Raw genomic sequence first — 22,063 nt, forward strand, 5'->3', positions numbered from 1 at the left:
TCACCTTTTTCTTTAGTAGAAAGGTTTAAAGGAACAAAAAATGAGTCATCCAATTGAACAATTAGAACAAATCATGGCGAAGTTGCGTGACCCAGAAAGCGGTTGCCCTTGGGACTTAAAACAAACCTTTGACACCATCGTTCCGCACACCATCGAAGAAACCTACGAAGTGGTGGATGCGATTCAGAATCGTGATTGGCTAAATCTGAAAGAAGAGCTAGGGGATTTGTTGTTTCAGGTGATTTTTTACAGTCAGCTAGCGAAAGAGCAAGAGCTGTTCGACTTTTCGGATGTCGTCGAAACCGTGAATGAAAAACTGACTCGCCGTCATCCTCATGTTTTTTCAGATGTTGAGTTTGAATCGGACGAGGAAATCAACGCCAACTGGGAAGCGGAAAAAGCAAAAGAAAAAGCGCAGGTAGGCAAAGCGGAAGAAAGTATCCTAGACTCAATACCAAACTCTTTGCCGGCACTTTCTCGTGCTACAAAGATACAGAAAAAATGTGCGAAATATGGATTTGACTGGGACTCTCTTGGCCCGGTCGTCGATAAGGTGCGAGAAGAAATTGATGAAGTCATGGAAGAAGCACTACAAGTTCAGCCTGATGAAGAAAAAGTGGAGTTGGAACTCGGCGATTTGCTATTTGCGACCGTCAATTTGGCACGCCATCTTGATAAAAATCCAGAAGTCGCACTAGGTAAAGCAAACTTAAAGTTTGCGAGACGTTTTAAGCAAGTTGAAGGAAAGGTCCAGCAGTCAGGCAAAGCGCTTACAGATTGTTCTTTATCAGAGCTCGACGATTTCTGGGATGAAGTAAAGCGAGAAGAGTCTAGATAGGGGGAAATAAGCGGAATATACAATATGAGGCCAGTTTACCTCTTAACACGAAAACGGACTTTGGTTTGTCTTTGCTCACTTTGATTTGAAGCAAAAAATAAAAAATTACGGTGTGATAGATTTCACGTTGTGGCGGTAAGGAGCTTCTGGTATATTTATCTCCCGTCCAGAAGCACTCCATTTCCCTCATTCAACCAATTTCAGGTTAAACATGACGACAAATTACATTTTTGTTACTGGCGGGGTTGTATCCTCTCTAGGTAAAGGTATTGCAGCAGCATCTCTTGCGGCTATTCTAGAAGCTCGTGGTCTTAAAGTGACTATGATGAAGCTTGACCCTTACATCAACGTTGATCCGGGCACAATGAGCCCTACTCAGCACGGTGAAGTGTTCGTTACAGAAGATGGCGCAGAGACTGACCTTGACCTTGGTCACTACGAGCGTTTCATCCGTACCAAGATGACCAAGCGTAACAACTTCACTGCAGGTCGTGTTTATGCCGACGTACTTCGTAAAGAACGTCGTGGTGACTACCTAGGCGCAACTATTCAAGTTATCCCTCACATCACTAACGCGATCAAAGACCGTGTAATTGCTGGCTCTGAAGGCCATGATGTGGCTATCGTTGAAGTTGGCGGTACCGTTGGTGATATCGAATCACTACCATTTATGGAAGCGATTCGTCAGCTAGCCGTTGAACTAGGCCGTGAGCGCGCAATGTTCATGCACCTAACACTTGTTCCTTACCTAGCGGCAGCGGGCGAAGTGAAAACTAAGCCAACTCAACACTCTGTAAAAGAACTTCTATCTATCGGTATTCAGCCAGATATCCTAGTTTGCCGTAGCGACCGCGTTATTCCAGCGAATGAACGTAAGAAAATCGCACTATTCTGTAATGTTCCAGAAAAAGCAGTAATTTCAATGAAGGACGTAGATTCTATCTACAAGATTCCTCAATTGATCAAGTCTCAAGGTCTAGATGATCTTGTGTGTGCTCGCTTTGGCATCACAGCTCCTGAAGCTGATCTTTCTGAGTGGGAACAGGTTATTTACGAAGAAGCAAATCCTACTGGTGAAGTAACCATCGGTATGGTTGGTAAATACACTGAATTGCCAGATGCATACAAGTCTGTGAACGAAGCGCTTAAACACGCTGGCTTGAAAAACCGTCTAAGTGTCACAATTAAGTATGTAGACTCACAAGATATCGAAACAAAAGGCGTTGAGCTGCTAGAAGGCTTAGACGCGATCCTAGTTCCAGGTGGCTTCGGCGATCGTGGTATTGAAGGCAAGATCCGTGCGGCTCAATATGCACGCGAAAACAATGTGCCTTACCTAGGTATTTGTTTGGGTATGCAAGTTGCACTAATTGAATACGCGCGTAACGTTGCGGGTATGGAAGGTGCACATTCAACAGAATTTAACAAAGAGACTAAGTACCCTGTGGTAGGTTTGATCACAGAGTGGGTAGACGAGTCAGGTAACGTAGAAGAGCGTACTGAAAAGTCTGACCTAGGTGGTACGATGCGTCTTGGTTCACAGCTATGTCACCTAGAGAAAGGGACGAAAGCTCGTGAACTGTACGGTAGCGCGACGATCCATGAACGTCACCGTCACCGTTACGAAGTGAATAATGTGCTTCGTCCGCAAATCGAAAAAGCAGGTCTGAAAGTTTCTGGCCTATCAGCGGACAAGAAGTTAGTGGAAATGATTGAGAACCCAGCTCACCCATGGTTTGTAGCGGCTCAGTTCCACCCAGAATTCACATCGACTCCTCGCGATGGCCACCCATTGTTTGCAGGTTTCGTTAAGGCTGCGGGCCAAAACGCACGCGGCGAATTCGAGAAGTAAAAGGATACGGGCGGCGGCGAAGGTTGTGCTGCTGCCCTTTAAAATTGACATTTATATTTGAAACGAGAGGAAACATTAATGTCTAAGATCGTTAAAGTTCTAGGTCGTGAAATCATCGACTCACGTGGTAACCCAACTGTAGAAGCTGAAGTACACCTAGAAGGCGGTTTCGTAGGTATGGCGGCAGCTCCATCTGGCGCATCTACTGGTTCTCGCGAAGCTCTTGAGCTACGTGACGGTGACAAAGCACGTTTCCTAGGTAAAGGTGTTCTTAAAGCAGTTGAAGCTGTAAACGGCCCAATCGCTGAAGCTCTAGTTGGCAAAGACGCTAAAGACCAAGCTGCAATCGACGCAGTAATGATCGAACTAGACGGCACTGAAAACAAATCTAAATTCGGTGCTAACGCTATCCTAGCTGTTTCTCTAGCAAACGCTAAAGCTGCTGCTGCAGCTAAAGGCATGCCTCTATACGAGCACATCGCTGAACTAAACGGTACAGCTGGTCAGTTCTCTATGCCTCTACCAATGATGAACATCATCAACGGTGGTGAGCACGCAGACAACAACGTTGACATCCAAGAGTTCATGATCCAACCAGTTGGTGCTAAGACTCTTAAAGAAGGTCTACGTATCGGTGCAGAAGTATTCCACAACCTAGCTAAAGTTCTTAAGTCTAAAGGCTACAGCACTGCAGTTGGTGACGAAGGTGGTTTCGCTCCTAACCTTAAATCTAACGCTGAAGCTCTAGAAGTTATCGCAGAAGCTGTTGCAGCTGCTGGTTACGAACTAGGTAAAGACGTTACTCTAGCTATGGACTGTGCAGCATCTGAGTTCTTCGACAAAGAAGCTGGCATCTACAACATGAAAGGCGAAGGTAAAACTTTCACTTCTGAAGAGTTCAACCACTACCTAGCTGAGCTAGCTAACCAATTCCCAATCGTTTCTATCGAAGACGGTCTAGACGAGTCTGACTGGGATGGCTTCAAGCACCAAACTGAACTACTAGGTGACAAGCTTCAACTAGTAGGTGACGACCTATTCGTTACTAACACTAAGATCCTTGCTGAAGGTATCGAGAAAGGCGTAGCTAACTCTATCCTTATCAAGTTCAACCAAATCGGTTCTCTAACTGAGACTCTAGCTGCAATCAAGATGGCTAAAGACGCAGGTTACACAGCAGTAATCTCTCACCGTTCTGGCGAAACTGAAGATGCAACTATCGCTGATCTAGCGGTAGGTACTGCTGCAGGTCAAATCAAAACTGGTTCTATGAGCCGTTCTGACCGTGTTGCTAAGTACAACCAACTAATCCGTATCGAGGAAGCTCTAGGTGAGCGCGCTCCTTTCAACGGTCTTAAAGAAGTTAAAGGTCAAGCTTAATTCTTAATTGAATGAGTTTAGCTAAATAGCTTTCTAGAAACGCTCCACTTCGGTGGGGCGTTTTTTATTTAAGAGCGATGAGCCGTTCTGGCCGTGTTGCTGCCATACCTAAAGAAAGCAACCCATTTATCTGCATCGAGGAAGCTCTAGATGAGCACGCTCCTCCATGTTTCAAAGAAGCGGTCTTAAAGAAGTTCAAGCTTAGTTCTTCATTGGATTAACCGCTTAGATTGAAGCTTTGAAAACACCCTGATTTTGCGGGGTGTTTTTGTATCTATAGGCTTGTATTTCTTAGTCTTACTTTGGTGAGTGCTAAGAATAGCTTAATATGTCTTTGTTTCATTTTGCTGCTTATTTCTTGTAAGGAGCGTGTGAGTCTCCCTTTCTCCCCTAGAGGCGACCTCGCATTTATGCTATATATGTCACCTTATCTAATTCCTTCCGGTACAGAATGTTAGCAGCGATATGCGAATCTTTGTTATAGCCCTTACGCTACTGTTTGGCTTGCTTCAATACACTCTATGGTTTGGTAAAAACGGAGTGTCTGACTACTACACAGTAAAAGATGAAATTGAAGTTCAGCAACAAGTGAACAGCAAGCTACAAGCTCGCAATAATGAAATGTTTGCTGAGATTGATGACTTAAGGCAAGGTCTTGATGCGATTGAAGAACGTGCGCGTCATGAGCTTGGTTTAGTTAAAGATGGCGAGACTTTCTACCGCATTATAGGTGAGGAAAATCATTAAAATGTTGGATGTGAACTCATCGCATGTCGCAATTGTTCCTGCTGCCGGTGTCGGTAGTCGAATGAAGGCTGACCGCCCTAAGCAATATTTATTGATCGACGGAAAAGCGGTGCTGGAACACACTGTAGAAAAGTTGCTGTCGCACCCACGAATTTCGAAAGTGGTTGTCGCCATTACCGAAGGTGACCCTTATTTCCCTGAGTTAACCATCGCGAACCATCCCGATGTAATTCAAGTCGCGGGTGGTAAAGAGCGCGCTGATTCCGTACTTTCAGGGCTAAACTATGTCAATGAACATCTGGAAAGCGAGTGGGTATTGGTCCACGACGCTGCAAGGCCATGTGTATTAACATCCGACATTGACCGTTTGATTGATATTTGCTGCGCTCACCCAACGGGTGGCATCCTTGCATCTCCAGTGAGAGACACAATGAAGCGAGCGAATGCAGCACAAGATATAGGTCATACGGTAGAGAGAGAAGCATTGTGGCATGCACTGACTCCACAAATGTTTAAAACTCAACAACTGACTCGAGCACTGGCTGACGCATTAGAACAAGGCGTAGCCATCACGGATGAAGCATCGGCTTTAGAGTGGTTGGGCGAAGCGCCTGCTTTAGTCCAGGGTAATGCGAACAACATAAAAATTACTCAGCCAGAAGATCTCGCGTTAGCCGAGTTTTATCTGAGCCGTGAGCGCGGCTAAAAAAGAAAGGATAAAAAATGATTCGAATTGGTCACGGTTTTGACGTGCATAAATTTGGTGGTGAAGGCCCGGTCATTATCGGTGGTGTTGCTATCCCTTACGAGCAGGGCTTAGTAGCCCACTCAGATGGTGATGTTGCTCTTCATGCTTTGACTGATGCGCTGCTTGGCGCGATTGCTGCGGGTGATATTGGTCGTCACTTCCCAGACACGGATGACAAATGGAAAGGCGCAGATAGCCGCGAATTGTTGAAAGACGTTTATCGTCGTGTCAAAGAGCAAGGCTACCGCCTTGGTAATGCCGATGTCACCATCATGGCACAAGCACCTAAGATGGCACCTCATATTGACGCGATGTGTGCGGCGATTGCGGAAGACCTAGAAACCGATATTAGTAACATTAACGTAAAAGCGACGACGACAGAGCGTCTCGGTTTTACTGGACGCAAAGAAGGCATTGCAACGGAAGCCGTGGTGCTTCTGTTCAAGCAATAATTAACCAACTTGCTCCTTAATGCTGTGTAAACAGCGGAAAAACATCATGTCAGATATTTTATCTTCATTGGCTTATCTAACGGGTAAGCCTGTTGCATCGGCAAAAATCAAAGCGCAACCAGAACATTTTCAGGTTCGTGAGGATTTAGGTTTTGCCTTTACGGGCGAAGGCGAGCACCTAATGGTGCGCATTCGAAAAACTGGAGAAAATACCAGTTTTGTTGCGAATGAGTTGGCGAAAGCTTGTGGCGTAAAGTCGAAAGACGTTAGCTGGGCAGGCCTTAAAGACCGCCATGCGGTGACGGAACAGTGGCTGAGTGTCCATTTACCGAAAGGGGAAACGCCGGATTTCTCGGCATTCCTAGCTCAATATCCGAGTATTGAGATCTTAGCGACTGATCGACACAACAAAAAACTGCGTCCTGGAGACTTAATAGGGAACGAGTTTGTTGTCACTTTGTCTGAAGTGACTGACGTTGAAGATGTAGAGCAACGCCTTGAAAAAGTGAAACAAGTTGGTGTGCCAAACTACTTTGGTAGTCAGCGTTTTGGCAATGATGGCAACAACCTTGAAGAAGCACGTCGATGGGGACGTGAAAACGTTCGTACCCGTAATCAAAATAAGCGCAGCATGTATTTATCAGCGGCGCGTTCGTGGATCTTCAACCGTATCGTTTCTGCTCGTCTAGAAAGTGGTGTGTTTGATAAATTCATCGATGGTGATATTGCACAGACAAGTTCTGGCACTCAGTTGATTGATGCAAGCAATATCGCAGATCTACAAGCACAATTTGCTGCAGGTGAAGTGGCAATTACCGCGGCCCTAGCAGGTGATAATGCGCTTCCAACTCAAGCGGATGCGCTTACTTTAGAACAACCGTTCTTAGATGAAGAGCCTGATCTCATGGCGCTGATTCGTGGTAATCGCATGCGCCACGACCGTCGCGATATTGCGCTGAAGCCACAAGATTTAGCTTGGACGGTTGAAGGTAACAACATTACGCTGACTTTCTCACTGGATGCGGGATCTTTTGCAACCTCTATCGTTCGTGAGTTAGTTAATGAGGTTGAAGTAGAAAGAGAATACTAATGGAACAGGATTCACTAAACGCGAAGCCCCTAAGAGTCTTAATCAGCAACGACGATGGCGTACATGCGCAAGGGATTCATGCACTTGCTGATGAGTTGCGAGATATCGCTGAAGTGACCATTGTCGCACCCGACCGAAATCGTTCAGGTGCTTCGAATTCACTGACACTAGAGCAACCATTGCGCGTAACTGAAATTGCCCCAAATATCTATTCAGTGCAAGGAACGCCTACAGATTGTGTACATTTCGCGCTGAATGAGCTGATGAAAGATGATTTGCCCGATCTTGTTTTATCAGGTATCAACCACGGTGCAAATTTGGGTGATGACGTTCTTTACTCAGGAACGGTAGCTGCAGCAATGGAAGGGCATTTCCTTGGTGTTCAGTCGGTTGCTTTTTCGCTGGTGGGTAAGCGTCATTTCGAATCTGCCGCAAAAATTGCACGTCAAATTGTGCAACAGCATTTAGCGTCTCCGATTCCAACGAATCGGTTATTGAACGTAAACGTGCCTGACTTACCAGCAGAAAACCTGGGCGAAATCGAAGTCACGCGTTTAGGTGCGCGTCATCACGCAGAGAATATGATTAAGCAGAAAGATCCGAGAGGCCATGATATTTATTGGTTAGGGCCTCCAGGAAAAGAGCAAGATGCGGGTGAGGGCACCGACTTTTATGCGATTGAACATGGTCGAGTTTCAATGACGCCTCTGCAAGTTGATCTCACTGCTCATGAGTCGCTGCGTGCAATGGATAGTTGGTTAAAGGAAGAGAAGTAATGAGTAACCCACATGCTGACAGGTTGATAGCGTTTCTTATCTCCAGTGGCATCAAAGACCAAAGAGTTCTGGATGCTATCCAACGCTTACCACGAGAAAGCTTTGTCTCTCAAGCGATGATGCACCAAGCCTACGATAACAATGCGTTACCGATTGGTCAGGGACAAACTATTTCTCAACCTTATATTGTTGCTCGTATGACCGAGTTACTCGAACTAGAGCCAACGAGTCACGTACTGGAAATCGGAACGGGTTCCGGTTATCAAACCGCAGTACTGGCGCAAATTGTTGACCATGTATACTCCGTTGAGCGAATTAAATCGTTGCAATGGGAAGCAAAACGCCGTCTGAAACAATTGGATATCTACAATGTTTCAACCAAGCATGCTGATGGATGGCAAGGCTGGGAAGCTCGGGGTCCTTTCGATGCCATCATTGTTACTGCAGCTGCAGAAGTGATCCCCCAAGCACTTCTCGCACAATTAAAAGATGGCGGTAAGATGGTGATTCCTGTTGGAGACACGGAGCAACAGTTACTAAAAATTGAACGTAAGGGAGATGAATATCTCTCTACTGTTGTGGAAATGGTTCGATTTGTACCTCTGGTTGCGGGTGATTTAGCTTAAGGGTTAGGGATAGGTGAGTAAGTTATTACGTCATATTGGTATTAGCTTTGTGTTTGCTGCAGGACTAGTTGGTTGTGCAGCGCATTCTCCTGCACCTGTCTCTAGCTTAAAGAAAGACTATTCAAGCCTTGAAAGAGGAAGTTACAGGGGGAGTTATTATGAGGTAAAAAAAGGCGATACACTTTACTTCATAGCTTATGTCACAGATAAAGATGTAAATGATCTTGTCCGTTACAATGAGTTAACTCAGCCTTACACCATCTACCCTGGACAGAGGCTAAAACTTTGGGCTCCGAAATATGTCGCCCCTAAATATGGCCAAAAAGTTGAACCCGTTGTGGTTCCTGTTGTTACGACGCCACCAGCCCCAGTGACGAAAACATCAACAGCCTCTAAACCGAAAACTTCAAGTAAAAACTCTAGTCAAAAACCTACAGAGACTAAGCCTAAAGTCGTACAAAAACAGCCTCCAAAGAAGGTTGAACAATCGAAAACAAAGGAGTATGTTGGTTCAAAAGATAACCAAAAAGTGAAGCAAAAAGCGCCAGTTACCACGGCGAAGAGTGATAAAGTTTCTAAGTGGTTGTGGCCAACAAAAGGGAGAGTAATCAAGAACTTTTCGGCGGGAGAACAGGGAAATAAAGGTATCGACATCGCAGGACAGCGTGGTCAACCTATCGTTTCAACCGCAGCCGGCACCGTTGTTTATTCAGGCAATGCGCTACGAGGTTATGGCAACTTAATTATAGTAAAGCATAACGACAATTATTTAAGCGCCTATGCACATAATGACAAACTGCTGGTATCAGAAGGACAAAGTGTAAAAAGCGGACAGAAAATCGCCACCATGGGTAGTTCAGGTGCAAAATCAGTCAAGCTACACTTTGAAATTCGCTATCAAGGTAAATCGGTGAATCCAAAACGCTATTTGCCTTAAAACTTTGAAAAACAACTTGCGACATCATTTAGCGACATATTGAGTTGTCATGTCTTGCTAACTCGCCAGGGGGAGGCGTTATGAGTATCAGCAACACAGTAACCAAAGTTGAAGAGTTTGCATTTGACAATGCGTCAGTGAAGACCATTGATAACGAACTCGAAAAATCATCATCCACAGAAAGCAAAACGGCTGCGCGTGAAGAATTTGACGCGAGCAGTAAAAGCTTAGACGCAACTCAGTTGTATCTAGGTGAAATTGGCTTCTCACCTCTACTTACTGCCGAAGAAGAAGTGCTTTATGCTCGACGAGCTCTGCGTGGCGACGAAGCGGCACGTAAACGTATGATCGAAAGTAACCTACGTTTGGTGGTCAAGATCTCTCGTCGATACAGTAATCGCGGCCTAGCACTACTCGATCTGATTGAAGAAGGTAACCTTGGTTTGATCCGTGCGGTCGAGAAGTTCGATCCAGAGCGTGGTTTCCGCTTCTCTACTTATGCGACCTGGTGGATCCGACAAACGATCGAACGTGCGTTGATGAACCAAACTCGTACGATCCGTCTACCTATTCATGTCGTGAAAGAGCTAAACATTTATCTGCGTACTGCGCGTGAACTTTCTCAGAAGCTCGATCACGAACCTACCGCAGAAGAAATTGCTGCTCAGTTAGATATTCCAGTCGAAGATGTAAGCAAAATGCTACGTCTCAATGAGCGTATCAGTTCTGTCGACACACCAATCGGTGGTGACGGTGAAAAAGCGCTGTTGGATATTATTCCCGACGCAAACAACTCCGATCCAGAAGTCTCGACTCAAGATGACGATATCAAATCATCGCTGATTCATTGGTTAGAAGAGTTGAACCCAAAACAGAAAGAAGTACTTGCACGACGTTTTGGTCTTCTAGGCTATGAGCCTTCGACGCTTGAAGAAGTTGGTCGAGAGATTGGTTTGACACGTGAGCGCGTACGTCAAATCCAAGTAGAAGGTTTACGTCGTCTTCGTGAGGTTTTAATCAAGCAAGGTTTGAATATGGAAAACTTATTTAACGTCGAAGATGATTAAATAATCCGTATTTCACTAGATACGCAAAAGGCTATGGGGAACCATAGCCTTTTTTCTTTGCGCTCACTTACGTGAATCGATTTAAAGCATCTTCTTCAAACGATACAACTCTTCAAGTGCTTGGCGTGGAGTCAAATCATCAGGATCAATACCAGATAAGGCTTGTTCGATCTCGCTAGGTTCTGGAATTAGACTCAATTGGTTAGCCACATCTACTGCACTTGGACGTGGTGCGTCACTGTTTTGCCCTAGTTGCTCTAGCTGAGATAGCTTGTTACGCGCATTTTTGATGACCGTTTTGGGTACGCCGGCTAAGCCCGCAACAGCTAGGCCGTAAGACTTACTTGCCGCACCTTCTTGAACTGCGTGCATAAAGGCAATGCTGTCTCCATGCTCTACCGCATCCAAGTGAACGTTCGCTAAGTTTGGCAGTTGGTTTGGCAACTCTGTCAATTCGAAGTAGTGAGTTGCAAATAGTGTCATCGCACCAATTTGTGTTGCGAGCCATTCCGCACTTGCCCAAGCTAAAGAGAGGCCATCGTAAGTACTGGTACCACGACCGATTTCATCCATTAGCACTAAACTGTTTTTAGTCGCATTGTGCAGAATATTAGCGGTTTCCGTCATTTCTACCATGAAGGTCGAACGACCAGATGCAAGATCATCTGACGCACCAATACGAGTAAATATACGATCTAAAGAACCAATTTGTGCAGATTCTGCAGGTACATAAGAGCCGATATGTGCCATCAATGCAATCAGCGCAGTTTGACGCATGTAGGTGGATTTACCACCCATGTTTGGACCGGTGATGATCAACATCTTACGAGCTGGGTTAAGCTCTATTGGGTTAGCAATGAACGGTTCTGTTGTTACTTGCTCTACGACTGGGTGACGACCCGCTTGAATGTGAATGCCAGCGTCTTTCACAAGCGTTGGTCGGCAGTAATCCAAGGAATCTGCACGTTCTGCTAGGTTTTGTAGTACATCCAGTTGAGACAGAGCAGAAGCTAAATTCTGCAACTTCTCCAAGTTTGGCATCAATAGATCAAACAGTTCTTCCCACAGCTGCTTTTCAAGTGCCAGCGCTTTCGATTTCGAATTAAGTACTTTGTCTTCGTGCTCTTTGAGCTCTGGGATGATATAGCGTTCGGCATTTTTGAGTGTTTGGCGACGCACATAGTGCGGTGGAACCAAATGGCTCTGGCCACGGCTCACTTGAATAAAGAAGCCATGTACGTTGTTGTAGCCGACTTTAAGCGTATCGATGCCGTGTCGTTCACGCTCATCTCGCTCAAGCTGCTCAAGGTATTCTGTTGCACCGTCTGCTAATTTGCGCCATTCATCGAGCTCGGCATTATAGCCTTCAGCGATCACACCACCATCACGAATAACAACCGGCGGATTTTCTTTAATCGCACGCTCTAACAGATCACATACTTCGTCAATCGGAGCTGCGTATTGCGCCAGTTTTGCTAGATATGGATGGGTCAAAGAAGCGGTTACAGATTCTAGCTCTGGTAGCTGCTGCATGGCATTGCGAAGTCTAGCCATATCGCGAGGGCGAGCAGAGCGCAGTGCAAGGCGTGCTAAGATACGTTCAATATCACCAATTTGTTTTAACGTTGGTTGAAGATCGGCAAACAGCGCTTGTTCTTTAATCTCACCAATCGCATCAAGACGATTGTTTAACGTTTCAATGCAACGCATAGGTTGATGCAACCAACGCTTCAGCATTCGGCTGCCCATCGGCGTCGCACAATGGTCGAGTACCGCAGCGAGCGTGTTATCGGTTCCGCCTGCTAGATTTTGAGTAATTTCCAGGTTGCGTCGGGTAGCGGCATCAAGGATGACGGATTGGTCCTGATGATCAAACGTTAAAGAGCGAATATGAGGTAAAGCCGTGCGTTGCGTATCTTTCACATACTGGATCAAACAACCAGCAGCACATAACCCTAAGGACGCATGTTCTACGCCAAAACCAACCAGATCTTTGGTGCCAAACTGTTGATTGAGTTGTTGCTTAGCCGTATCAAGCTCAAATTCCCATACTGGGCGACGACGGTTACCGTTGCGGCTCGCCATTAAATGTACAGGTTCAAAGTCTTCTGGGAATAGTAGCTCACGTGGTGCGGTACGCTGAAGCTCGGCTGTCATCGCTTCTTCGGTTTCTGGTTCTGTCAGTTGGAAGCGACCAGAAGTGACATCCAGCGTAGCATAACCGAACTTACCGTTGTGATGGTAAATGGCTGCGATTAAGTTATCGACACGCTCAGAAAGCAATGCTTCATCAGTAACAGTGCCTGGTGTCACGATACGCACAACTTTACGTTCTACCGGACCTTTGCTGGTGGCTGGATCGCCAATTTGTTCACAGATTGCGACTGATTCACCAAGCTGAACAAGTTTTGCTAGATAGCCTTCTACTGCGTGAAATGGCACTCCCGCCATAGGAATAGGCTCTCCAGCTGACGAACCGCGCTTAGTTAGCGAAATATCAAGCAGTTGGGATGCTCGCTTTGCATCATCGTAAAAGAGTTCGTAGAAATCGCCCATGCGGTAGAACAGCAAAATCTCAGGGTTCTCAGCTTTTAGCTTGAGGTATTGCTGCATCATCGGAGTGTGTTTTTGTTCAGCTTTCACAGGTAAGTTCTTTTGTTTATTTCCGTAGCGGCTTAGGATACGTGAATCCCTATCAAGTAAAAAGAGACAAAGGGCATTTTGGCTATGGAAAAAACAACAAAATTGAGCGCAAATTTAGGCGCATTATTGGCAAAGTATGGTCATGTTTTAACGACGGCAGAATCGTGCACGGGTGGCGGTGTTGCGACCGCTATTACTGATATTGCAGGCAGCTCAGGTTGGTTAGATAGAGCTTTTGTCACTTACAGCAACGAAGCCAAAATGGAAATGCTGAGTGTGAGAGCGGAAACCTTAGAGGAACATGGTGCCGTGAGTGAGCCCGTTGTGATTGAAATGGTGCAAGGTGCGCTTCAACACTCGAATGCCACTATTGGGGTTTCCATCAGTGGTGTTGCTGGACCGGGAGGAGGCAGTGATGAAAAGCCGGTTGGAACCGTCTGCTTTGCTTTTGCGGATAAGCACGACTGGCTCTTTGTTGAGACCATGCATTTTTCTGGTGACAGGGCGGAAGTTCGTCAACAAGCGGTGATGCATGCATTGACTCGATTGTATCAACATTTAATTTAGAATTTCTTACACTGTCTTAGCCCAGAATTGATAAGGGTTAGAGCCAATCCTTAGAAGCAGTGAACTAAATTTTTTCTATACAGGTATAGACACTGTATGAATCAACAGTATAATAACTTTCATTGCTGAGCAGGTTAGCTGCTTAAGAAAAATGAATTACTATTCGTCGCCCAAAGAAGATGAATAAATCGGAGAAAGTAATGGACGAGAACAAACAGAAAGCGCTCGCCGCTGCGCTAGGTCAAATTGAAAAGCAATTCGGTAAAGGCTCTATCATGCGCCTTGGTGATAACCGAGCAATGGACGTAGAAACCATCTCAACAGGCTCTCTTTCTCTTGATATCGCTTTGGGTGCAGGTGGTCTGCCAATGGGTCGTATCGTAGAAGTCTACGGTCCAGAATCTTCAGGTAAAACAACACTAACGCTTGAGCTTATCGCTGCTGCGCAACGTGAAGGTAAAACTTGTGCGTTTATCGATGCAGAGCACGCTCTGGATCCTGTCTACGCGAAGAAACTTGGTGTTGATATCGATGCGCTCTTGGTTTCTCAGCCAGACACTGGTGAGCAAGCACTAGAGATTTGTGATGCACTAGCTCGCTCTGGCGCTATCGACGTAATGGTTGTTGACTCAGTTGCGGCGCTAACACCAAAAGCAGAAATTGAAGGCGAAATGGGCGACAGCCACATGGGTCTGCAAGCACGTATGCTTTCTCAAGCGATGCGTAAGCTAACAGGTAACCTAAAACAGTCTAACTGTATGTGTATCTTCATTAACCAAATCCGTATGAAGATTGGTGTGATGTTCGGTAACCCAGAAACGACCACGGGTGGTAACGCACTTAAATTCTACGCTTCTGTTCGTCTTGATATTCGTCGTACTGGCGCAATCAAAGAAGGTGACGAAGTCGTTGGTAACGAAACTCGCATCAAAGTAGTTAAGAACAAGATTGCTGCACCGTTTAAAGAAGCCAATACGCAAATCATGTACGGCCAAGGCTTTAACCGCGAAGGTGAGCTGGTAGATCTAGGTGTGAAGCACAAGCTGGTTGAAAAGGCTGGTGCTTGGTACAGCTACCAAGGCGATAAGATTGGTCAAGGTAAAGCGAACGCGTGCAACTACCTACGTGAGCATCCTGAAGTGGCTAAAACTATCGATACTAAATTGCGTGAAATGTTGTTAGCGCCAGCCCTTGCGGAAGCTCCTGAAGCAGGCGAGGCGCCTGAGCAAGCTGAAGAGTTTTAATCCCTTCACAGATTAAAAAGTGATAAAGCCCTGCAATGCGGGGCTTTGTTGTATCTATTGACATCAAAAATCGAATCATCACAAAGGCCATTGAGAGTCTGTACAGCAAAAATACCTTTAGGATCACCATGTACCAAAAGCGCCAGACACCAACATTATCGAGCAAAGAGGCGGCTATCCAACTGCTTAGCCGTCGCGATCATGGTCAGTATGAGCTGTACCAAAAACTGTCGATGAAAGGCTATGAAGCATCAGACATTGAAATCGCGATTAATTTTTGCTTAGACCATAACTATTTAGATGATTTACGTTATGCGAAGAGCCAAATTAGGCAGCATGTATACAAAGGACATGGAGAGCGTCGAATTCGCCAAGAGTTAAACCAGAAACGTGTTGCGGAATCGGTGATTGAGCAAGCCATGGCTGAAGAACCACAAGACTGGTTTGAACTTGCTAAGCAGGCGGCAGAAAAGAAATTCAAAGGCGTCAAAGCCAAGGACCAAAAAGAATATGCAAAACAAGTCCGTTTTCTACAATACCGAGGCTACAGTTTCGACCAAATTAGCTATGCGCTTGCCTTTGAAGACCAAGATTAGCGTTGATCCAATTGCGCTGATTTTTGTTTTGCTTCAAATTTTTTCTTCTACTCCCTCTTTTCCTCAAGAAAACTAGTCTCAGCTGTTTGCATGATCTACAATACGGCAAAATTCTAACTCGACTATTTTCAGGAAGAGCTGCATGTACATGAGCACTGACGAGGTTCGTAACGCGTTCCTCAAGTTCTTTGAAAGCAAAGGACACCAAATCGTAGAAAGTTCATCGTTAGTTCCACATAACGACCCAACCCTGCTGTTCACAAACGCAGGTATGAACCAATTTAAAGATTGTTTCTTAGGCTTAGAAAAACGAGCCTATACTCGAGCGACTACGGCTCAACGTTGTGTACGTGCTGGTGGTAAACACAACGACCTGGAAAATGTTGGCTTTACCGCTCGTCACCACACATTCTTTGAAATGCTAGGCAACTTCAGCTTTGGCGACTACTTCAAAGAAGATGCGATTTCATTTGCTTGGGAATTCCTAACCGAAGTTCTTAAACTGCCTGCGGATCGTCTATTGGTAACCGTTTACGAAACCGATGACGAAGCATTCGACATCTGGAACAAAAAAGTTGGCGTGCCTGCTGATCGTATCGTGCGCATTGGTGACAAAGAAGGTGGCAAGCCTTACGAGTCTGATAACTTCTGGCAAATGGGCGACACTGGTCCTTGTGGTCCATGTACTGAAATCTTCTACGATCACGGTGAACATATCTGGGGTGGTCGTCCTGGCACGCCTGAAGAAGATGGTGACCGTTTCATCGAGATCTGGAACAACGTATTCATGCAGTTCAACCGTCACGCAGACGGCACTATGGAACCGCTACCAAAACCATCGGTAGATACTGGTATGGGTATCGAGCGTATCTCTGCAATCATGCAAGGGGTTCACTCAAACTACGAAATCGATGTATTCCAAACTCTTATCAAAGCAGCAGCTGAAGTCATTGGTTATGAAGATCTATCGAACCAATCGCTACGCGTTATTGCTGACCACATCCGTTCATGTTCATTCTTGATTGTTGATGGTGTGATGCCTTCAAACGAAGGTCGTGGTTACGTACTACGTCGTATCATTCGTCGTGCCGTACGTCATGGTAACAAGCTAGGTGCACAAGGTGCATTCTTCTATAAGCTTGTTGGCGTATTAGCAGAAGTAATGGGTACAGCAGGCGAAGAGCTGAAGCGTCAACAAGCAGTGGTTGAAAAAGTGCTGCGTATCGAAGAAGAAAACTTCGGTCGTACACTTGAGCGCGGTATGGTAATTCTTAACGAAGCATTAGATAACCTAGATGGCAAAGTGCTAGACGGCGAAACGGTATTCAAGCTTTACGATACTTACGGCTTCCCAGCAGACCTCACTAACGACGTTGCACGTGAGCGTGAGTTCGCGATCGACGAAGAGGGTTTCGAAAAAGCGATGGAAGAGCAGCGTCAACGTGCGCGTGAAGCTGGTCAATTCGGTACAGATTATAACGCAGCAATCAAAGTTGATACGCAAACAGAATTCTGTGGTTACACAGGTACTAAAGGTTCTAGTTCAGTCGCTGCGATGTTTGTTGAAGGCAACGAAGTAGATTCACTATCTGCAGGCGATAAAGCCATCATCGTGCTTGGTGAAACGCCATTCTACGCAGAGTCAGGCGGTCAGTGTGGTGACGCGGGTGAAATCCGTACTGAGTCTGGTGTATTCCGCGTTGAAGACACTCAAAAACTCGGCAACGCAATCGCACACCACGGTGTAATGGCAGAAGGCGTGCTAGCGAAAGGTGACGAAGTGGCAACTATCGTTGACGCAGAGCGTCGCGCAGCTATCTCTCTTAACCACTCAGCGACGCACTTGCTACACGCAGCACTACGCCAAGTTCTTGGTGAGCACGTAACGCAGAAAGGCTCACTAGTGAAAGCTGACAGCCTACGTTTCGACTTCTCACACCTAGAGGCAGTAACTGCAGCAGAACTGAAAGAAGTTGAGCGTCTAGTAAACGCACAAATTCGTCGTAACCACACGATTGAAACCAATGTGATGGATATTGAGTCTGCTAAGAAGAAAGGCGCAATGGCATTGTTTGGTGAGAAGTACGATGACGAAGTTCGCGTGTTGTCTATGGGTGACTTCTCTACTGAGCTTTGTGGTGGTATTCACGCATCAAGCACGGGTGATATTGGTCTATTCAAAATCACATCAGAAAGCGGTATTGCAGCTGGTATTCGTCGTATTGAAGCGGTAACAGGCGAGGCGGCATTAGACGCTATTGAAGCTCAAAATGCGAAGTACGAAGAGAAACTGGCAGAGTCTGCACAGAAAGCAAAAGCACTAGAAAAAGAAGTGCAGAAGCTAAAAGATAAGATGGCAGCCGCAGAAAGCGCTAACATCATGGGCAAAGCGGTTGAAGTAAATGGCACAAAAGTTCTAGTTGCGGCCCTTGAAGGTGCTGATAGCAAGAACCTACGTACCATGGTTGATGACATCAAGAATCAAATGGGTTCTGGTGTTGTACTGCTTGCAAACGTAACGGGTGACAAGGTTGGCTTGATTGCTGGTGTGACTAAAGATCTCACTGGTAAAGTAAAAGCAGGTGATCTGGTTAAAATGGTTGCAGAGCAAGTCGGTGGTAAGGGCGGTGGTCGTCCAGACATGGCTCAAGCCGGTGGTACTGATGTTTCAGCACTACCAGAGGCAATCAAAACAGTTCAGCCTTGGCTAGAAGAGCGTTTATAAGCTCTTAACTAATAAAATTACGCTCAATCAAGTTTCTTTGATTGAGCGTAATTTTTTTTAGCAACCAAGTGGTTTAATTGACCAAAAGTTAACCGAGTCATTTAAGCTGCTTGGTTTTTGTTGTAACTACTGCTTATATAATTTTTCTCAAAGGAAATATTTAAGATGTAAGCAGTTCTAAAGAGACTTCGGTCTTGGGAAGGTGAAGACTGGTGAAAAAGCCCCTTATCGTGCAAAAGTTTGGCGGAACCTCTGTGGGTTCAATTGAAAGAATCCACCAAGTCGCTGAACACATCATTAAGGCGAAAAATGATGGCAATCAAGTTGTTGTTGTCGTGTCTGCAATGTCAGGCGAAACAAACAGACTGATGGATCTCGCTAAACAGATAGATAGCGTACCTACAGCTCGAGAACTTGATGTTTTGCTCTCTGCTGGTGAGCAAGTGTCAATGGCACTGTTAGCCATGACTTTGAATAAAATGGGTCATGCTGCGCGCTCGCTTACCGGAGCACAGGCGAATATTGTGACGGATAATCAACACAATGACGCAACGATTAAACACATTGATACCACGACAATTATGGGATTGCTTGAGCAAGACCAAATCGTGATTGTTGCGGGATTTCAAGGTGTGAATGAGAACGGGGATATCACCACATTAGGTCGAGGTGGCTCAGATACGAGCGCTGTGGCACTGGCGGGCGCATTGCGCGCTAACGAGTGTCAAATCTTTACCGACGTTGATGGTATTTATACTTGTGACCCACGTGTAGTGAAAAATGCGCGCAAATTGGCGGTTATCGATTTTCCTTCAATGGAAGCGATGGCAAGCCGAGGCGCAAAAGTATTACATTTACCTTCAGTGCAATTTGCATGGAAGAATAATGTGCCACTACGCGTGCTTTCGACATTTGATGTTAATGAAGGCAGTTTGGTAAAGGGGGAGTCAGGCAATCAAGCCGTCTCTGGTATAGCCATTCAACGTGACCTTGCCATTATCGAAGTCGATAAAGAACATTTATCTAGTGCTACAAAACAATGTCAGATGCTGGGTATAGACATTTGGAATGTGATCGAGGAAGCAGAACGGGCAGGTATCATGATAAAACAAGATGCATGTGCCAAGTTCGATCTGGTGTTCAGCGACAAAATCCGTAATAGTGAAGTAGTAAGCCTGTTGACCGCAGTGGGGCTTGAGGCCAATGGAATGGTAGAGCACGCATGCGATTTGTTGGCAAAGCGAGATATTGAGATCAATTTCAGCGCAACGAATGCACTCACTATGATGCTAGTTTTAGCACCCGAATGTGTGGATACAGCAGCAAACATTCTGCATGATGCTTACATTACGTCTAGTGAAGCATTAAACATTCAACAAAAACATGCCTTTTTAGGCTGATTTTCGCTAACAAGGTAGTTTACGAAAATATAACTTTTGTTGGATAATAGCTTTGTAGCAAGAAAATTTAGAGATTACTCAAGGAGCAAAGAATGCTAATTTTGACTCGCCGCGTAGGCGAAACACTGATGATTGGTGATGAAGTGACTGTAACTGTACTAGGTGTGAAAGGTAACCAAGTACGTATCGGCGTTAACGCTCCGAAAGAGGTTTCAGTTCACCGTGAAGAAATCTACATGCGCATTCAAGCTGAAAAAGGCAATGGCAACGTTGCTTCAGGTAACTACTAAGTCGCTCCTGTTTACAGAGCTTAGTTTGAATGAAAAAGGCTAACCGAAGGGTTGGCCTTTTTAGTCTTTAATGTTTTTGAAGATTTGCGGAAACCATTGTGTTGAGTGTGGCCGTGAATCCGTCAATATTGTTGAATCGAACACCAGGAAGTCGTTTGAAAATAAATGTCTTTTTTTCAGAGAAGACTCTCTTTTTTTCATCATAATAGAGTGGTAAAGTTCGTTTAATAGTCACTTTGATTAAATCAGCAACGGTTAAGTCAGTTTCGTGGATTTTTTCAAAGAAAGTGTTTGACATATTTTCGGTAAAACGTAATATGTGCCTCCGCAAGACGGTGAGGTGGCCGAGAGGCTGAAGGCGCTCCCCTGCTAAGGGAGTATACGGTTTATCCCGTATCGAGGGTTCGAATCCCTCCCTCACCGCCATTCTTGCAACGTTGAGACATCAACAAGAAAGTGCGTCCTTAGCTCAGCTGGATAGAGTACCTGGCTACGAACCAGGCGGTCGGAGGTTCGAATCCTCCAGGACGCGCCATATCTCTTCTGAGATATAACAATGAAAACGGTGAGGTGGCCGAGAGGCTGAAGGCGCTCCCCTGCTAAGGGAGTATACGGTTTATCCCGTATCGAGGGTTCGAATCCCTCCTTCACCGCCATTCATTGACTGGCCCGATGGCCTTTTTTTTGTTTCGTAAGAAATGAATGTGATTTGCTTCACAACTTCCTAGCAAGAAGATCTGCGCGTCCTTAGCTCAGCTGGATAGAGTACCTGGCTACGAACCAGGCGGTCGGAGGTTCGAATCCTCCAGGACGCGCCACTATTTAATAATTCGTTTGATAAACGGGTTATACAAAGTAAAATAAGATTATTGCGCGTCCTTAGCTCAGCTGGATAGAGTACCTGGCTACGAACCAGGCGGTCGGAGGTTCGAATCCTCCAGGACGCGCCACTTATTAAAGGGTATTGCCCTGATGTTGACGAAAGTTGATATCGAAAATTGCGCGTCCTTAGCTCAGCTGGATAGAGTACCTGGCTACGAACCAGGCGGTCGGAGGTTCGAATCCTCCAGGACGCGCCACTTATTGAAGGGTAATGCCCTGATATTGATGAAAGTCGATATCGAAAACTTGCGCGTCCTTAGCTCAGCTGGATAGAGTACCTGGCTACGAACCAGGCGGTCGGAGGTTCGAATCCTCCAGGACGCGCCACTTATTAAAGGGTATTGCCCTGATATTGACGAAAGTCGATATCGAAAACTGCGCGTCCTTAGCTCAGCTGGATAGAGTACCTGGCTACGAACCAGGCGGTCGGAGGTTCGAATCCTCCAGGACGCGCCACTTATTAAAGGGTAATGCCCTGATGTTGACGAAAGTTGATATCGAAAACTGCGCGTCCTTAGCTCAGCTGGATAGAGTACCTGGCTACGAACCAGGCGGTCGGAGGTTCGAATCCTCCAGGACGCGCCACTTATTAAAGGGTATTGCCCTGATATTGATGAAAGTTGATATCGAAAACTGCGCGTCCTTAGCTCAGCTGGATAGAGTACCTGGCTACGAACCAGGCGGTCGGAGGTTCGAATCCTCCAGGACGCGCCACTTACAAAAAAGCCTCGCAATTGCGAGGCTTTTTTTGTATCTGGACATCAGGAACTATAGCCTAGAGTTGTTAGAGGCGAGGTCCTTCTTTTCCAAAAGCGAATATGTGCTTATCTAAGCAATTTGGAATAAAGTTTCTGCTGTAGTTTGTGAATCCATCCTTACTATCTCTCCTGTATATTGATTTCCGTTTCTTTAACTTCAATTGTTTAAATGTAACTTCTTTGTTTTTTATTTGTTTATTAATTGTTATTAAATGGCATCCTTTTGTTTTTATTAGCTTTTATGTGTAAATCTCGATTTGGTTTTGAAATCCAAATCGCAGTTTTTATTTATGTCCTCCTTTACTCTGTTCGTAAGGAGATAGCAGATTCGCAGTAATTATTTTGTCATGAACTGTGATCTGGGTAGTGAATAAATAATCATTTATCAGGATTATTACAAACCTTCCTTAAACAAAATTGACAAAATTTAACCAATCGAGATAAT

General features: G+C 45.4%; 18 protein-coding genes and 10 tRNA genes. 27 read left to right on the plus strand and 1 reads right to left on the minus strand.

What is annotated here, in order from left to right:
• Positions 1-40: 40 nt before the first annotated feature.
• The 11 genes from mazG (at position 41) to rpoS (ending at position 10,513) form a co-directional block, all read left to right on the plus strand.
• Positions 41-838, plus strand: coding sequence for a nucleoside triphosphate pyrophosphohydrolase (gene mazG, locus VEA_RS04765; RefSeq protein ID WP_005393894.1), 798 nt, complete (start codon positions 41-43; stop codon positions 836-838).
• Between the two features lie 211 nt (positions 839-1,049).
• On the plus strand, positions 1,050-2,690 hold the full coding sequence (locus tag VEA_RS04770) for a CTP synthase (protein ID WP_005393892.1): 1,641 nt from the start codon (positions 1,050-1,052) through the stop codon (positions 2,688-2,690).
• A 78-nt stretch (positions 2,691-2,768) separates the two neighbouring features.
• Positions 2,769-4,070, plus strand: a complete 1,302-nt coding sequence (eno, locus tag VEA_RS04775) for a phosphopyruvate hydratase (protein ID WP_005383785.1) — start codon at positions 2,769-2,771, stop codon at positions 4,068-4,070.
• Between the two features lie 465 nt (positions 4,071-4,535).
• Complete coding sequence (gene ftsB, locus VEA_RS04780) at positions 4,536-4,817, plus strand: cell division protein FtsB (RefSeq protein WP_005380907.1); 282 nt, start codon at positions 4,536-4,538, stop codon at positions 4,815-4,817.
• A 1-nt stretch (position 4,818) separates the two neighbouring features.
• Positions 4,819-5,523 carry a 2-C-methyl-D-erythritol 4-phosphate cytidylyltransferase gene (gene ispD / locus VEA_RS04785; protein WP_006743298.1) on the plus strand — a complete coding sequence of 235 codons (705 nt, stop codon included), beginning with the start codon at positions 4,819-4,821 and terminating at the stop codon, positions 5,521-5,523.
• A 17-nt stretch (positions 5,524-5,540) separates the two neighbouring features.
• Positions 5,541-6,017, plus strand: coding sequence for a 2-C-methyl-D-erythritol 2,4-cyclodiphosphate synthase (gene ispF, locus VEA_RS04790; RefSeq protein WP_012841409.1), 477 nt, complete (start codon positions 5,541-5,543; stop codon positions 6,015-6,017).
• A 46-nt stretch (positions 6,018-6,063) separates the two neighbouring features.
• Positions 6,064-7,107, plus strand: coding sequence for a tRNA pseudouridine(13) synthase TruD (gene truD, locus VEA_RS04795; protein WP_012841410.1), 1,044 nt, complete (start codon positions 6,064-6,066; stop codon positions 7,105-7,107).
• Entirely contained in the window at positions 7,107-7,883 is a 777-nt protein-coding gene (surE, locus tag VEA_RS04800) for a 5'/3'-nucleotidase SurE (protein WP_005393882.1), read from the plus strand. The genes truD and surE overlap by 1 nt, the downstream gene beginning before the upstream one ends.
• Positions 7,883-8,509 carry a protein-L-isoaspartate(D-aspartate) O-methyltransferase gene (locus VEA_RS04805; protein WP_006743296.1) on the plus strand — a complete coding sequence of 209 codons (627 nt, stop codon included), beginning with the start codon at positions 7,883-7,885 and terminating at the stop codon, positions 8,507-8,509. Before surE ends, VEA_RS04805 begins: the two co-directional genes overlap by 1 nt.
• Before the next feature lie 13 nt (positions 8,510-8,522).
• Positions 8,523-9,446 carry a peptidoglycan DD-metalloendopeptidase family protein gene (locus VEA_RS04810; protein WP_006743295.1) on the plus strand — a complete coding sequence of 308 codons (924 nt, stop codon included), beginning with the start codon at positions 8,523-8,525 and terminating at the stop codon, positions 9,444-9,446.
• Positions 9,447-9,526: 80 nt separating this feature from the next.
• Positions 9,527-10,513, plus strand: coding sequence for an RNA polymerase sigma factor RpoS (gene rpoS, locus VEA_RS04815; RefSeq protein WP_005393877.1), 987 nt, complete (start codon positions 9,527-9,529; stop codon positions 10,511-10,513).
• An 81-nt stretch (positions 10,514-10,594) separates the two neighbouring features.
• Here rpoS and mutS read toward each other — a convergent pair whose 3' ends face one another.
• Positions 10,595-13,156: a DNA mismatch repair protein MutS gene (gene mutS / locus VEA_RS04820; RefSeq protein WP_006743294.1), complete on the minus strand. Its 2,562-nt coding sequence runs from the start codon at positions 13,154-13,156 to the stop codon at positions 10,595-10,597.
• 84 nt (positions 13,157-13,240) lie between these two features.
• On the opposite strand from mutS, the gene pncC reads away from it, so the two are divergent.
• The 16 genes from pncC (at position 13,241) to VEA_RS04905 (ending at position 21,574) form a co-directional block, all read left to right on the plus strand.
• Positions 13,241-13,723, plus strand: coding sequence for a nicotinamide-nucleotide amidase (gene pncC / locus VEA_RS04825; RefSeq protein ID WP_012841411.1), 483 nt, complete (start codon positions 13,241-13,243; stop codon positions 13,721-13,723).
• Between the two features lie 200 nt (positions 13,724-13,923).
• On the plus strand, positions 13,924-14,967 hold the full coding sequence (recA, locus tag VEA_RS04830) for a recombinase RecA (protein ID WP_005393872.1): 1,044 nt from the start codon (positions 13,924-13,926) through the stop codon (positions 14,965-14,967).
• A 128-nt stretch (positions 14,968-15,095) separates the two neighbouring features.
• Positions 15,096-15,563: a recombination regulator RecX gene (recX, locus tag VEA_RS04835; RefSeq protein WP_005393871.1), complete on the plus strand. Its 468-nt coding sequence runs from the start codon at positions 15,096-15,098 to the stop codon at positions 15,561-15,563.
• A gap of 142 nt (positions 15,564-15,705) precedes the next feature.
• Positions 15,706-18,288: an alanine--tRNA ligase gene (gene alaS / locus VEA_RS04840; RefSeq protein WP_005393870.1), complete on the plus strand. Its 2,583-nt coding sequence runs from the start codon at positions 15,706-15,708 to the stop codon at positions 18,286-18,288.
• Positions 18,289-18,500: 212 nt separating this feature from the next.
• Complete coding sequence (locus VEA_RS04845; RefSeq protein ID WP_012841412.1) at positions 18,501-19,688, plus strand: aspartate kinase; 1,188 nt, start codon at positions 18,501-18,503, stop codon at positions 19,686-19,688.
• 92 nt (positions 19,689-19,780) lie between these two features.
• Positions 19,781-19,978 (plus strand): carbon storage regulator CsrA, encoded by a 198-nt coding sequence (gene csrA, locus VEA_RS04850; protein WP_004415691.1) that lies wholly within the window; start codon positions 19,781-19,783, stop codon positions 19,976-19,978.
• A gap of 334 nt (positions 19,979-20,312) precedes the next feature.
• Positions 20,313-20,404: transfer RNA gene (locus tag VEA_RS04860), tRNA-Ser, on the plus strand.
• A gap of 32 nt (positions 20,405-20,436) precedes the next feature.
• Positions 20,437-20,513, plus strand: a tRNA-Arg gene (locus VEA_RS04865).
• A gap of 29 nt (positions 20,514-20,542) precedes the next feature.
• A tRNA-Ser gene (locus VEA_RS04870) sits at positions 20,543-20,634 on the plus strand.
• Between the two features lie 85 nt (positions 20,635-20,719).
• Positions 20,720-20,796 (plus strand) — tRNA-Arg (locus VEA_RS04875).
• 55 nt (positions 20,797-20,851) lie between these two features.
• Positions 20,852-20,928 (plus strand) — tRNA-Arg (locus VEA_RS04880).
• A gap of 52 nt (positions 20,929-20,980) precedes the next feature.
• Positions 20,981-21,057 (plus strand) — tRNA-Arg (locus VEA_RS04885).
• Positions 21,058-21,110: 53 nt separating this feature from the next.
• Positions 21,111-21,187 (plus strand) — tRNA-Arg (locus VEA_RS04890).
• A gap of 52 nt (positions 21,188-21,239) precedes the next feature.
• Positions 21,240-21,316 (plus strand) — tRNA-Arg (locus tag VEA_RS04895).
• Between the two features lie 52 nt (positions 21,317-21,368).
• A tRNA-Arg gene (locus VEA_RS04900) sits at positions 21,369-21,445 on the plus strand.
• A gap of 52 nt (positions 21,446-21,497) precedes the next feature.
• A tRNA-Arg gene (locus VEA_RS04905) sits at positions 21,498-21,574 on the plus strand.
• The last annotated feature ends 489 nt before the right edge of the window (positions 21,575-22,063 follow it).

The organism is Vibrio antiquarius (genome assembly GCF_000024825.1).
GTDB lineage: Bacteria > Pseudomonadota > Gammaproteobacteria > Enterobacterales > Vibrionaceae > Vibrio > Vibrio diabolicus.